The following is an 11,974-nucleotide window of genomic DNA, read 5'->3' as shown; positions in this document are numbered from 1 at the left end:
CAACGTTGAAGTCGATCAGGCGAGCAGATGCTGTCCGCTATCAACAGGAATAACGGTGCCGGTAATCCGGCATGCCGCATCGCTGACCAGGAACGCAGCGAGGGCGCCGACATCGGCGACGGTAACGAGCTGCCGTTCCGGAACGGCGGCTGCTGCGCGATCGAGCATCTCGTCGAACCGGTCGATACCGCTTGCGGCGCGTGTCGCGATGGGGCCTGGCGAGATCGCATGCGCGCGGATACCTTTCGGCCCAAGTTCGGCCGCGACGTAGCGGGTGGCGCTCTCCAGCGCCGCCTTGACGGGGCCCATCAGATTGTAGTGCTCAACCACGCGCTCGGAGCCGTAGAATGTGACGGTCAGCAAGCAGCCGCCCCCGTGCATGAGCGGTTCCGAGCGGCGCGCCATCTCCAGGAAGGAATGGCAGGACACGTCCATCGCTGTGGCAAATCCCTCCGCCGAGCTGTCCACGACCCGACCTTGCAGATCTTCCTTGGGCGCGAAAGCGATCGAGTGGAGCAGGAAATCGAGGCTCCCCCATTCGCGCTCTACCCGCTCGAACAGCGCTTCGGTCTGGCCGGGTTCGCGCACGTCGCAGGGCACCAGCCATTCCGCGCCCAGGGCGTCGGCGACCGGCTCCACAGAGGGGCGGGCCTTCTCGTTGAGGTAGGTCGCGCCGATCCTCGCGCCGCAATCGCGAAATGTCTGCGCGCAGCCGGCGGCAATGCTGTGTCCATTGGCGATGCCGACCACCAGGCCGCGCTTGCCGGAAAGATCGACGAGCGCCTTCATGATCGCTTTGCTCTGAGGATGGCCTGAGTATCGATGGCGATCATCCGTTCCTCGTCGGCGGGCAGCACCATCAGCTTAATCCGGCTTTCCGTGGTACTAATGAGGAAGTCGCCTCGCTCGTTTGCGGATGGATCGAGCCCCGCACCCAGCCACTGCAGCCCTGTTGCCACCTGCTCCCTAATCTGCGCCGCGTTTTCGCCAATACCGCCGGTGAACACGAACGCATCAATGCCGGCGAGCGAGGCGGCCAGCGCGCCCGCCTGCGTCACGATGCGATAGACGAAGAGTTCGACGGCCTCAGCCGCAGCAACATCATGGCTGGCCAGCAGCGTTCGCATGTCGCTCGACACGCCGGACACACCCAGCAGCCCCGATTCCGAATAGAGCATGTGCTCGACGGCCCCGAGGCTCATGCCTTGTTGCATGAGGTATATGAGGATGCCGGGATCGATGCTGCCGCAGCGCGTTCCCATAACCAGCCCGTCAAGCGCCGTAAAACCCATGGTGGATTCGATGCTGCGTCCGCCATTCATCGCGCACAGGCTGGCACCGTTGCCAAGATGCGCAACGATCACCCGGCCTGTCGAAGTCACCGGGTCCAACTCTGCGAGCCGGCGCGCGATATAGGCATAGGATATCCCATGAAAGCCGTAGCGCCGGACGCCCTGCTCCCCCAGTTTGCGTGGCACGGCCACGCGGCTTGCCACACGCGGTTGGCCATGATGGAATGCCGTGTCGAAACAGGCGACTTGCGGCAGGCTAGGCCGGTGGCGAGCTACGGCGCGCACGGCCGCAAGATTGTGGGGCTGGTGCAGAGGGGCAAGCGGGGATAGCGAACTGAGGATGGAAAGCACGCCCTCGTCGATACGGACAGGCGCGCTAAACTGCTCACCACCATGCACAATACGGTGACCCACTGCCTCTAGGCCCGATCCGAGGCGACTTTCCAGAGCCTCCAGTAAATCGCCCAGCAGTTCCTCATGGGTCAACGCTGTGTGTTCCCACCGGTGCTCCAGCGTTACAGCCTCATCGGCACCCCATACGACCAGAGAAGGTGCGATTCCGATTTCCTCGATCTTACCGTGTCCAAGCCGCAGAGGCTCGCCCTCGGTGATTGAGAACAGCGCGAACTTGATACTCGACGACCCCGCATTAAGGGACAGGATCGTCACGTCGGCCGGCCTGGAAGCGTGCCGGGTGCCGCCTTGGTTGCCGCGCGCGCAAGCAGCAGCGCGACGGCGCAGGAAGCAAGACGAGTGCGTACGCTGTCCGCCCGGCTGGTGAGGATGATCGGCACGCGCGCGCCGAGTACCACTCCCGCCGCGTCCGCCCCGCCGAGAAAGGTCAGTTGCTTGGCCAGCATGTTGCCGGCCTCCAGATTCGGTACCATCAGGATATCGGCCTGTCCCGCCACGGGCGATACGATGCCCTTCTCCTCTGCGGCTTGTGCGCTGACGGCGTTGTCGAAGGCAAGCGGCCCGTCGACAATTGCGCCGGCGATCTGCCCGCGATCCGCCATCTTGCACAGCGCGGCCGCCTCCAGCGTGGTGCGCATCTTTGGGTTGACCGTCTCCACAGCCGCGAGGATCGCCGCCTTTGGCCGCTCGATGCCCATTACATGTGCCAGGTCTATGGCGTTGCGCAGAATGTCAGCCTTGTCATCCAGAGTCGGCTCGATGTTGATGGCGGCATCAGTGATGATGAGCGGACGGGCATGGCCAGGAACGTCCATGATGTAGGCATGACTGATCCGGCGCTCGGTGCGCAGGCCAGCGTCGGACGCAAGCACCGCGCTCATCAACTCATCGGTGTGAAGCGAGCCCTTCATCAGCAGCCCTGCTTCTCCCTTGCTCACAAGCGCCACCGCTTCTGCCGCGGCGGCATGGCTGTGTGGTACGTCGACGATCCGGAATGTGTCGATGCTTCGGCCTGCAGCTTGTGCGCTCTGCCTGATCCTCGCCTCCGGACCGACCAGAATGGGCGTGATCATTCGGCCGTCCGCCGCGTCGGCAACGGCGATGATCGCGTCCGGGCTGCACGGATGGGCGACTGCCGTCTCGATCGGACCTTGAGTGCGGACTTGTTCGAGCAGACGCCGATGGCCCTCATGTCCGATCAGGCGTATTTCGGGCAGTGGAACGCGCGGGCGGGACACTTTCTCGCTCGGCGCCGCCACCTCGGCTTGTCCGGTGATGACTTCGCGACCTCCGGCGCTGACACAGCGGCAATCGAGCAGAATCACATGATCCTGGTCCGATTTCTCGGTGACGGTCACGCTGGCGGTGATGATGTCCCCGACGCTTACCGGCGCCAGAAAGCGCAGCGACTGGCTCCGATAGATCGTGCCGGGACCCGGCAGCTCGGTCCCGAGCACAGCCGAGATCAGGCCCGCACCCCACATGCCATGGGCAACAACATGGTGAAACATGTCAGTTTCCGCGTAATCCGGGTCCATATGCGCCGGGTTTACGTCACCGGACACGGCCGCGAACAACCGGATGTCATCGGGCGTGAGCGTGCGGGTGACGCTTGCCGTATCTCCGATCTCGATGTCGTCGAACGTGCGATTCTCGATCATCGGGCCAGTCATGTTAGCGCTTCGTCAGCGGTGGCGGGGATCGGGAATGATGCCGGCATCGTGCTCGCCAAGACCGCTTTCGACAATTCGATACCGATCACCGACGCCACCGTCGTCAAGCGGCAAGCGCATGCACCGGCTGAATATTCAGGGCGCACTGGTTTTTACACCGTCGCCGCTTTGCCCGGTGCTGCACCGTAAACCAGCGCGAAAGCTCTTTCCTCGGTGGCGTCGCGATGCTCGCGAGCCTGTTCGATCATCTTGGCAATTCGCTCACTCGCGTCCCGTTCGGCCGTCCGGAACCGATCGGTGGGCGGCAATGGCTTCCGGCCGCGTTCGACGATCGGCGCCAGCGCGGCGATGACCCGCATCCAGGGGTTGAATTCCTCCGAGAAGAGATAGCGGCTGGTCCGCATGGGATGCAGCCATTCGAGCATCGAAGCCGTTGCGGGGTTGGAAAGGCTCCGGACGAAGGGGCTTATGAACGTGCTGTAGATTTCCTCATTCGCCTCCGACATCTCCCTGACCCGCTCGAAGGCCTGGCGTGGCGTGTCCACCTCGATGTCGGAGACATCACGCTCTTCGAAATTGACGGTATATTCGGGTTTGTGGCAATCGGGATCGCCTGAAGGATTATCGATCTTCATCTCGTAAAGACCGGGCGGCAGTGCCGAGATTTCGTCGATGCTTTCCAGGATCGCGCGGTGTTCGAACCGCGCCACCTTCGCCGACACGAAAATGCCGAGATGACCGATATGCGGATTGGTCAGATAGACGATGCGCTGCCCAGCAGCCTTGAGATCAGCCGTGTCGTGATAGACGGCCGGTATCCAGTCAAGCGCCTGTTGCGGCGGCGTGATGTTGTCGCCGTATGACGCGAATATCACCAGCGGATTACGGATATGGCGCAAGTTCACCGCGCATCCGTCGCAAATGTGCAGCTTGCCCTCTTCGAGCTTGTTGCCGATGAACAGATTCTCGACGATCGCCACGATTTCCTCGCGGCTTAGGAAATACCAGGCATTCCACCAGCGTTCGAACTCGAGAAACCGTTCGCGTTCCGTGTCGACGTTCGTGAACAGATTGGCATATTTGTCCCATACGGATTCGGGCTTCAGATTCTCGAAATTCGCGATCAACCACGCCCCGTCGAGACGCCCGTCGTCGATATCGGCGAGGAAATGCGTCATCCATGCCCCGCCGACGAAGCCGGCGGCGATCCGCATCGGATTTACGCCGGACTTACCCGCCCAGTAGGACAGCGGCGAGCCGTTGAGGACGGTGGGGCCGGCCAGACCTTCGCAATCCGCGGACAAAAGCGCAGCGGCCCAGCCGGCCTGGCAATTGCCGTACAGGATGGGTGCTTGAACCGCATGCCTGCGCGTCACTTCCTCAACGAAGCGGCGCAGTGCGTGCAGGACATCCCTGAGCGTCTGGCCGGGACACGGCTCCGGAAAGAAGGACACGAAATAGATGGGATGCCCTTGATGCATCGCGATGCCAATTTCAGAATCGCGCTTGAACCCCCCGATGCCGGGGCCATGCCCGGCGCGCGGATCCATAACTACAACCGGTGGCTTGCTCGGATCGAAACAGTCTTCGAGACAGGCCTCGTCGATACGCGTGATACGCAGCAGCGCATAGTTCGCGGGTTCGTCGAAGCGTCGCGCATCGAGGATCATTTCATATTCGAAATCGAGCAGCGGCGGTTTGCCTGCGCGTTCGTGCGCGATCATGTTATCCGCGCGCTGACGAAGCGTGTCCCAGAACAGGATGCCGCGCTCCCAGACGTCTCGCTGATACGCCCAGAAACCTTGCCACGGGCTTTCGTCCTTGCGGTCGTCCTGATGAGGAATGACCGCTGGAAGGGTCGTTGTCGGCTCTCCGCGGGCCGGCAGCGATTCCGTTGCAGAACGCGAAGCTTTGGTTCTCCCGGTGTCTGTCGACTGTGCGTGGTTGTTGTCGGTCATGCTTTGCTCCTGCGGCTTGTCCGTGCGGCCAAGAAGTTGAACAAGGGGCAGAAGATCAGCGCGACGTACCATGCGTAAGCGAAGCTCTCGATCAGCCCCAAAATGAAGCTGGGCCAGTTCAGCCAGCTAAAGCCGGGTAGCGAGCGCTCCCAGCCCGGATGCATCGCCTGTGCCGGAAAGAGCAGGTCATGGCCGACGCAGAGCACATAGGTGATCGCGAGAAATATCCCGAGGCTCATGCCGAATGTGACAAGCGGGATCTGCGGAACCCTTGCTATCCTCACAACAGAAATTCCGGCACCGTTTTGCGCCGGTCTGACCGTCTCAGGCATGACGATGCTCCGTCGCAAGGGCTCTGGCTTGCTTGCCGAGATACCGTTCCGGCGCGGCTTCAAACGTATCGCGGTGCTCGGCCGAACAGAAATAATAGACACGGCCGCTATAGACGCTCGATTTCGCGGTATTCGTCTCGACGTTCATGCCGCATACCGGATCGATATCGCGTGTCGGCGGCGTCCAGCCGCCTGCGGGGCCGGAATTATTTCCTGAATGGCCATGATGGCCGTGACCCATCACATGGGCGCCGCAGCCGAAGCGCATCATTACGAAGAAGAGACCGGCCCAGAAGGCGAAGTACAGAAGCGTATTCATGCTCGCTATGAGGCCGCGCCGCTTTGCGGTTTTGTAGGCTTCGGCGACGACTTCTCATGCTCGGCCGCCTGCCGGCGCGTTTCACCCGCCATGTCGTGAGCCATCGCCATGCAGCATTCGCCGATCTTCTGCGTCGTTTCCGACCAGCGCTTGGCCTGCTGCGACGAACGCTCGACAAAGAGAGACAAAATCTCGGCTTCGGTCGCCAGCACGTTCTGCGGCTGCCGGAATTGCAGCATATCCTGAAACGCTTGACGGATGCGTTCATTGCTCTCGATCGTTGCGCTGACTTCCGAACTGAAGCTCTCGGTCAGAACCTTCTGGAGTTCGCGGGCGAGCGTTTGAGCGCCGCGCAAATTGCCTTGCGCTATGCCCGCACCGTTGGCGATCGGGAGCTTCCACCAAGCGAGCAAGTCGTTCATTTGCCCGAGGCCTGTCGCCGCACTCTCTTCATGGCCGTTCATCGACGTCATTCCCTTTCAAATTTCCGTGCTTTGCTTTCGCCTGTTCGATCTCTTCGCACTCGCATTCCAGGAACCCGTGTGTCGGGCAGGACAGGCACATTTCCTCAAGCCGCTTGCGCAGCGTCTGCCTCGCCCGATGAAGACGCACCGTCACATTGTTCAGGGTCGTTCCGAGGCTAGCCGCGATGCGATCCCTCGGTTCGTCCAGAATGTCGGAGCGCCACAGGACGTCGGCATATTCGGGCTTCAAGGTAGGCAGGAGTTTGTGCAGGCAGTTGCAGATCGCCTCGTCCATTTCATGGTCCGCCTCGATCGCCATACTTTCCAGATCGGACGGATCCGTGCCGATTTCCGTCTTGCGCTGGCGGCCAGCACGTCGATGATGGTCGATCAGCGTTGTCGTGAGAATCCGACCGAGCCACCCCCGGACACTTCTGATGTCTCGCAGCTGCGCGGCGCGTTCGAGGGCTTTCAGCGAAAATTTCTGGAGCAGTTCCTCGGCATCATTCCTGTTGCCCACCCTTTGATACAGGAAGAGCAGAAACTCCTCCCGAGCTTCGATCAAGGCACGGCGAACGGCGGCGTCCGCAGGCTTTGCGGCCGCCAACTCAGGCTCTTCGAGTGCCTTGCGTGATGTGCTTTCGTTCTTCGCCATGATCGTCCGTTCACATCAATTGACGCCGTCCGCAGCGATTCATTACAGTTGCGGGATGAGGTCGGAGCGCATCTTCAGAACCAGAAGCGCACACCCACGACATAGTTGGTGACGCTGGGGTCTTCGCCTACCGCGCGGGCATAGTCGGCGCTGTCGCCCACCTTCCATTCCTGTTCGACGCCGATGTACGGCGCGAACTCGCGCGCGAATTCGTAGCGCAGGCGGATACCCAGCTCCGCCGTGTCGAGACCCGCGCCGATGCCGAGTTCGGGAATGTCCTGCGCGGACAGGTTCACCTCGGCGCGCGGTTGCAGGATCAGCCGCTGGGTGATGCGCTGGTCGATTTCGGCTTCGATGCGGCCGGTCAGGTCGCCCTTGTCGGACAGGAAGGCGGCGGCATCGACTTCGAATTCATAGGGGATGATCCCCTGCACGCCGAGTACCGCATGGGTACGCGTGGGACCCGTGAGGTCCTGTCGGACGCCCGTCTGAAGATCCCACCACGGACCGATGGCGTGGCTCCACAGCACCTGCACCTCGGCGCTTTCGGGCTTTTCCCCGAAACTGCCCTCGCCTTCGGACTTGAGCCACAGCTTGTCGATATCGCCGCCGTAATAGCCCTGGACATCCCAGAGATAGCCGTCCTTGCCGGCGCGCGCGCGATATTCGGCGCGTTCGGCCTGGAACCAGTAGACGGGCATTTCGCCGCTGACCTGCTTCACCACCTGGGTGCGGGACGTGGCCATGCGATCGACGCCGACAAAGGCGTCCGCAGCAAAGGCCGGACCCTCGAAGGCCTCGGGCGGCGGCGGCCCCTGCGGAATGGGATCTTCGGCGACGGGGCCCGATGCCATGGCATCCTGCTCCATCTGGGCATGATCCATATGGCTGTGGTCCGGCTGGTTCCGGTCCATCATGCCATGGTCCATCGCATTGTGGTCCATCGCGCCGCTATCTGGTGCGTCGGGCGTCGCCGTCTGCGGCTGCTCGCCCATGTCGTGCCCGGCATGTTCCTGCGCGAGCGCCGGGGTGGCCAACGCGAGGAGCGGGAGAGTGAAGATCGCGGTGCGCATCACTGGTCTCCTCCGTCGAGCGGGCGGACGGTGACCACCTGAAACATGCCGGTGTGCATGTGGTAGATGAGGTGGCAGTGAAACGCCCAGTCGCCGGGTTCAGTGGCGGTGAGGTCGAACTGGGCGGAGCCGCCCGGTTGCACGACGATCGTGTGCTTCATCGGCTGGTGGCCTGGAGGGGCGCCGTTGACCAGCTCGAAGAAATGGCCGTGCAGATGGATGGGGTGCGCCATCATCGTATCATTGACGAGCTTGACCCGGACGCGCTCGTTATAGGCGAAGCGGATCGGCTGGTCGGTGACGGCGGAGAATTTCTGCCCGTCGAACGACCACATGTACCGCTCCATGTTGCCGGTCAGGTGGATTTCCTTCAGCCGCGTCGGGAGACGGTCGTCGGGGTTGGGCTTCGCTGCGACGAGCTGCCTGTAGTCGAGCACCCGGTGCCCGACGTCGGCGAGGCCGATTCCGGGATCGCCCATCCGGTCGACCGGGTTCATCGACACCATGTCGAGCCCGGGGCCGGCCTTGACGTTGGGCGGCAGCAGCGAAGTGTCGCGCATGTTCATGCCGCCCGACATGTCCATGCCGGCCATGTTGCCGCCCTTGTCCGCGCCGCTCATGCCGTCCATGCCATGCATGCTCCCGCCGGACATACCGTTCATGCCGTCTGCGCCGGGATCGCTCGCGCTCATGCCCATATCGGCCATGGTGAGCAGCGGCGGATCGCGCAACGGGGGGAAGGCCGCTTTCGACCCGGGCCTGCTCGTCAGCGTGGCAATGCCCATTCCGGAGCGGTCCATCGCTTCGGCAACGAAGGCGAAGGCCTCGGCGCCCTTGGGCTCGACGATCACGTCATAGGTTTCGGCATTGCCCATCTGGAATTCGTCGGTTTCGACCGGCCGGATATTCTGCCCGTCAGCGGCGACGACGGTCATCGGCAGGCCGGGGATGCGCACATTGAAGAAGGTCATCGCCGCGCCGTTGATGATCCGGAGGCGGATGCGCTCACCGGGATTATAGGCAAGCTCCAGCCCGTCCTCGGGACCATGGCCGTTGACGAGGAAGGTGTAGGTGGAGCCCGTCACGTCGGAGATGTCGGTCGGCATCATCCGCATCTGCGCCCACATCCGGCGCTGCTCGCCGGTCAGCGGATATTTGTCGGTCCAGCTCGTCTGCTGATAGTTGAAATAGCCTTCGCCGACCTTGAGCTTGCGCATGATCTCGTGCGGGCTCATCGGCGACCAGTCGGTCAGCATCAGCACATATTCGCGATCATATTCGAACGGATCGGGCTCGATCGGATCGATGACGATCGGGCCGTAATGGCCCATCGGTTCCTGCAGCGTGTGCGCATGCCACCAATAAGTCCCCGCCTGCCGAACGGGAAAGCGATAGCGGAAGGTTTCTCCGCGTTCGACCGCGGCCATGGTGATGCCCGGAACCCCGTCCATCAGGAACGGAACCAGCATGCCGTGCCAGTGGATGGACGTGCCTTCCGACGCATTGTTGACCAGATCGACGGTAAGGTCCTGACCCTGTTTCAGGCGCAGCAACGGGCCCGGCAGGGTGCCATTGATCGTCACGGCCGGTCCGCGGCGCGAGCCGGTGGTGAACAGCGCATCGTCGACGGTCATGGTGAGGTGTTCGCCGGAAAGCACGTCGCTGCCCTTGCGCGCGAGCGTCCCGCCCTGCGTGCCGCGCGCCCATGCCGGCATGACGCCCGCGAGACCTGCCAGGCCCGCTCCGTATGCGCTGTAATGCAGGAATTTGCGGCGATTTAACGATGTCATCGCGATTGTCCGTTCTTGAGGGTCTGCCCTCCGTTACGCGGCGGGCAGCTTCACCCCTTAAGAAAATTCCAGTTTCTCGCGCAGCCGGTTGCGCGCGCGGTAGACGCGGGTCTCCACGGTCTTTTCCGACACGCCGAGCAGCTCCGCCGCCTCGCGCTGGCTGCGCCCGTCAATGGCGACCAGCACCAGCGCCTCGCGCAACCGGACCGGAAGCCGTTCGATTTCCAGTTTCACGCGCGCCAGTTCCTGGCGATCCAGTGCGCTATTCTCGGGATCGGGTGCATCGTCGGGCGCGACCGCTTCTTCCAGCCCCTGACCGAAGCCGAGAAAGCTCGCCGCTTTTCGCCGCCGCAACCGGTCGCGGCACTTGTTTAGAATGACTGTCGTCAGATAGCCGCCCACCGGGCGGCCCGAGTCCAGGCGTCGGCGATTGATCCAGACCGATGCGAGCGCGTTCTGCACCGCTTCCTCGGCTTCCGATGTCGATGCGAGCATACGCCGGGCGAGCGCAAGCAAGCGCGGTGCATGAGGCTCGACGAGGCGGTCGAAAGCCCGCCGCTGGCCTGCTTTAACCTGCTCGATCAGGTCAGCTTCGTTCGTATCCTTGATCCCTGCCACGAGCCGTCATTCGCGGCCATCGCCGGTCAAGGACTTGGAGATTTGCCGATCGAACTTCTCCTGCTGCGTTTGGTCAAGCAGGCCCCGCATGGCGAAGACGTGGCGCACGGTTGCCTTCTGGAGTTCACCCATCTGCACATGGACCTGATCGATGGCCGCACCGACCTTGGGGCCGTAGGAATGTTCCTCCTCCATAGCTCTCGCCAGATCGACATTGGCCGAGCGAAGCTTCGCCTCTAGTCCTGCACGTTCTGTTGCGAACTGTTGTTCAAGCTGCTCCAGCCTGGCGCTCTGATCCGGGCTGAGGTCGAGTTCGTCGTGCACGAAATCATGCAAGCCCTGGCTTTGCGGCTGCGTCCACCACTGTCCGGCAACGAACGCACCGATACATCCTGCGGCCATGGCAAGCAGGACAGCAAGGACGATGTGAACACCCGATAGCTTCACGGCTCGACGTGCAGCAGAACGGCAGGCGAAAGGTCGGCGCCGGCGAAAAGCTCGTGCGATGTCGGCTCGGCCTTTGCCGGTGTCTGGATGGTGCCAATCCCGCCGCCCATACCGGCGGCGAATATGACCGCGAAAAGGGCGAGACGCCGACGTGCGTTCGCGGCTTCGGCCATTTCCCCGGCACGCGACCAGACGCTGTCCATAAAGCCCTCAGGGACGACTTCGGACTGCATGCCGCCCAGTGACCGCAGCGCATCGTTCAATCGGGTTTCCTGATCCATCTCGCGCGCTTCTCGCTTTCTACTGTAATCTCATACGCATCCCCGCGTCATAGCCCTCATACGCCTGAACGCTTCACGCCCCTCAAAAAAAGTGAGGGGTAAGGTCGCCTCGCGCGTAGCGGGGATATCAGGGCCTGTAGTTTCGGCCCGCCCAACCGGAGAAACGATGTGCAAATGCCCCGTGTAAACCGCTTCCGGCCGGCGATGGCTTCGGCGCTTCTGTTCGCGCTCGGTGCCTGTTCGAATGCGGCGCAGGCCGCAGAATACACCATGTTCCGGGACCCGTCGTGCGGCTGCTGCGAGCAATGGGCCGAACACGTCCGGCATGGCATGAATGCAGAGATCGCTGTGAAGGACAGCGCCGACATGGCGGCCGTCAAGGACGACAACGGCGTGCCGGAAACGTTGCGCTCCTGCCATACGATGGTGGTCGGCGGCTATGTGATCGAGGGCCATGTGCCGGCCGCGGATATCCAGCGGCTGCTCAAGGAACGACCCGCCGGCGTCCGGGGCCTCGCGGTCGCCGGTATGCCGCTCGGTTCGCCCGGCATGGAGATGGGCGACCGGACCCAACCCTATCAGGTCATCGCGTTCGGTGAGGCGGGCCGCTCCGTCTTCAACAGCTACAACTGATCTTCGGACGCGCTCGAAGGTCCTT

14 protein-coding genes are annotated in these 11,974 nt (G+C 62.7%); 1 reads left to right on the top strand and 13 read right to left on the bottom strand.

The genetic code is table 11. The annotated features are described in order from the left end of the window. Nucleotides 1–15: 15 nt before the first annotated feature. The 13 genes from fabI to D6851_RS05370 all read right to left on the bottom strand — a co-directional run bounded on the left by fabI (nucleotide 16) and on the right by D6851_RS05370 (nucleotide 11,316). Nucleotides 16–789 carry an enoyl-ACP reductase FabI gene (gene fabI / locus D6851_RS05430; RefSeq protein WP_120323852.1) on the bottom strand — a complete coding sequence of 258 codons (774 nt, stop codon included), beginning with the start codon at nucleotides 787–789 and terminating at the stop codon, nucleotides 16–18. Next, nucleotides 786–1,961 carry an acetate/propionate family kinase gene (locus D6851_RS05425; protein ID WP_120323851.1) on the bottom strand — a complete coding sequence of 392 codons (1,176 nt, stop codon included), beginning with the start codon at nucleotides 1,959–1,961 and terminating at the stop codon, nucleotides 786–788. The genes fabI and D6851_RS05425 overlap by 4 nt, the downstream gene beginning before the upstream one ends. After that, the gene (locus D6851_RS05420; protein WP_120323850.1) at nucleotides 1,958–3,379 is read right to left on the bottom strand and encodes a bifunctional enoyl-CoA hydratase/phosphate acetyltransferase; all 1,422 of its coding nucleotides are present in this window, start codon (nucleotides 3,377–3,379) and stop codon (nucleotides 1,958–1,960) included. The genes D6851_RS05425 and D6851_RS05420 overlap by 4 nt, the downstream gene beginning before the upstream one ends. A gap of 152 nt (nucleotides 3,380–3,531) precedes the next feature. Further along, nucleotides 3,532–5,337, bottom strand: coding sequence for a DUF3141 domain-containing protein (locus D6851_RS05415; protein ID WP_120323849.1), 1,806 nt, complete (start codon nucleotides 5,335–5,337; stop codon nucleotides 3,532–3,534). Next, nucleotides 5,334–5,669, bottom strand: a complete 336-nt coding sequence (locus tag D6851_RS05410) for a DUF5676 family membrane protein (RefSeq protein ID WP_210210324.1) — start codon at nucleotides 5,667–5,669, stop codon at nucleotides 5,334–5,336. Before D6851_RS05410 ends, D6851_RS05415 begins: the two co-directional genes overlap by 4 nt. Continuing rightward, nucleotides 5,662–5,988 (bottom strand): YHS domain-containing protein, encoded by a 327-nt coding sequence (locus D6851_RS05405; RefSeq protein WP_120323848.1) that lies wholly within the window; start codon nucleotides 5,986–5,988, stop codon nucleotides 5,662–5,664. The genes D6851_RS05410 and D6851_RS05405 overlap by 8 nt, the downstream gene beginning before the upstream one ends. A gap of 5 nt (nucleotides 5,989–5,993) precedes the next feature. Beyond that, nucleotides 5,994–6,452 (bottom strand): hypothetical protein, encoded by a 459-nt coding sequence (locus D6851_RS05400; RefSeq protein ID WP_120323847.1) that lies wholly within the window; start codon nucleotides 6,450–6,452, stop codon nucleotides 5,994–5,996. Then, a complete protein-coding gene (locus D6851_RS05395) occupies nucleotides 6,439–7,107 on the bottom strand; it encodes an RNA polymerase sigma factor (RefSeq protein ID WP_120323846.1) in 669 nt (222 codons plus the stop codon). The genes D6851_RS05400 and D6851_RS05395 overlap by 14 nt, the downstream gene beginning before the upstream one ends. Before the next feature lie 74 nt (nucleotides 7,108–7,181). Next, on the bottom strand, nucleotides 7,182–8,180 hold the full coding sequence (locus tag D6851_RS05390; RefSeq protein ID WP_120323845.1) for a copper resistance protein B: 999 nt from the start codon (nucleotides 8,178–8,180) through the stop codon (nucleotides 7,182–7,184). After that, nucleotides 8,180–9,970, bottom strand: coding sequence for a copper resistance system multicopper oxidase (locus D6851_RS05385; RefSeq protein WP_120323844.1), 1,791 nt, complete (start codon nucleotides 9,968–9,970; stop codon nucleotides 8,180–8,182). Before D6851_RS05385 ends, D6851_RS05390 begins: the two co-directional genes overlap by 1 nt. A gap of 57 nt (nucleotides 9,971–10,027) precedes the next feature. Continuing rightward, nucleotides 10,028–10,588 carry an RNA polymerase sigma factor gene (locus D6851_RS05380; protein WP_120323843.1) on the bottom strand — a complete coding sequence of 187 codons (561 nt, stop codon included), beginning with the start codon at nucleotides 10,586–10,588 and terminating at the stop codon, nucleotides 10,028–10,030. 6 nt (nucleotides 10,589–10,594) lie between these two features. After that, nucleotides 10,595–11,035, bottom strand: coding sequence for a Spy/CpxP family protein refolding chaperone (locus D6851_RS05375; protein WP_120323842.1), 441 nt, complete (start codon nucleotides 11,033–11,035; stop codon nucleotides 10,595–10,597). Then, on the bottom strand, nucleotides 11,032–11,316 hold the full coding sequence (locus D6851_RS05370; protein ID WP_120323841.1) for a hypothetical protein: 285 nt from the start codon (nucleotides 11,314–11,316) through the stop codon (nucleotides 11,032–11,034). Before D6851_RS05370 ends, D6851_RS05375 begins: the two co-directional genes overlap by 4 nt. A 174-nt stretch (nucleotides 11,317–11,490) precedes the next feature. On the opposite strand from D6851_RS05370, the gene D6851_RS05365 reads away from it, so the two are divergent. Further along, nucleotides 11,491–11,949 carry a DUF411 domain-containing protein gene (locus D6851_RS05365; RefSeq protein ID WP_183029993.1) on the top strand — a complete coding sequence of 153 codons (459 nt, stop codon included), beginning with the start codon at nucleotides 11,491–11,493 and terminating at the stop codon, nucleotides 11,947–11,949. Nucleotides 11,950–11,974 lie beyond the last annotated feature (25 nt).

The organism is Altericroceibacterium spongiae, from assembly GCF_003610805.1.
Classification (GTDB): Bacteria; Pseudomonadota; Alphaproteobacteria; order Sphingomonadales; family Sphingomonadaceae; genus Altericroceibacterium; species Altericroceibacterium spongiae.
This window is presented reverse-complemented; position numbering and strand designations above follow the sequence as displayed.

What these genes read in the sequence shown, in the direction of transcription:
- fabI (WP_120323852.1), bottom strand. Translation starts at nt 789, where the DNA reads ATGAAGGCGCTCGTCGATCTTTCCGGCAAGCGCGGCCTGGTGGTCGGC.
- D6851_RS05420 (WP_120323850.1), bottom strand. Translation starts at nt 3,379, where the DNA reads ATGACTGGCCCGATGATCGAGAATCGCACGTTCGACGACATCGAGATC.
- D6851_RS05415 (WP_120323849.1), bottom strand. Translation starts at nt 5,337, where the DNA reads ATGACCGACAACAACCACGCACAGTCGACAGACACCGGGAGAACCAAA.
- D6851_RS05410 (WP_210210324.1), bottom strand. Translation starts at nt 5,669, where the DNA reads ATGCCTGAGACGGTCAGACCGGCGCAAAACGGTGCCGGAATTTCTGTT.
- D6851_RS05405 (WP_120323848.1), bottom strand. Translation starts at nt 5,988, where the DNA reads ATGAATACGCTTCTGTACTTCGCCTTCTGGGCCGGTCTCTTCTTCGTA.
- D6851_RS05400 (WP_120323847.1), bottom strand. Translation starts at nt 6,452, where the DNA reads ATGAACGGCCATGAAGAGAGTGCGGCGACAGGCCTCGGGCAAATGAAC.
- D6851_RS05395 (WP_120323846.1), bottom strand. Translation starts at nt 7,107, where the DNA reads ATGGCGAAGAACGAAAGCACATCACGCAAGGCACTCGAAGAGCCTGAG.
- D6851_RS05390 (WP_120323845.1), bottom strand. Translation starts at nt 8,180, where the DNA reads ATGCGCACCGCGATCTTCACTCTCCCGCTCCTCGCGTTGGCCACCCCG.
- D6851_RS05385 (WP_120323844.1), bottom strand. Translation starts at nt 9,970, where the DNA reads ATGACATCGTTAAATCGCCGCAAATTCCTGCATTACAGCGCATACGGA.
- D6851_RS05370 (WP_120323841.1), bottom strand. Translation starts at nt 11,316, where the DNA reads ATGGATCAGGAAACCCGATTGAACGATGCGCTGCGGTCACTGGGCGGC.
- D6851_RS05365 (WP_183029993.1), top strand. Translation starts at nt 11,491, where the DNA reads ATGCCCCGTGTAAACCGCTTCCGGCCGGCGATGGCTTCGGCGCTTCTG.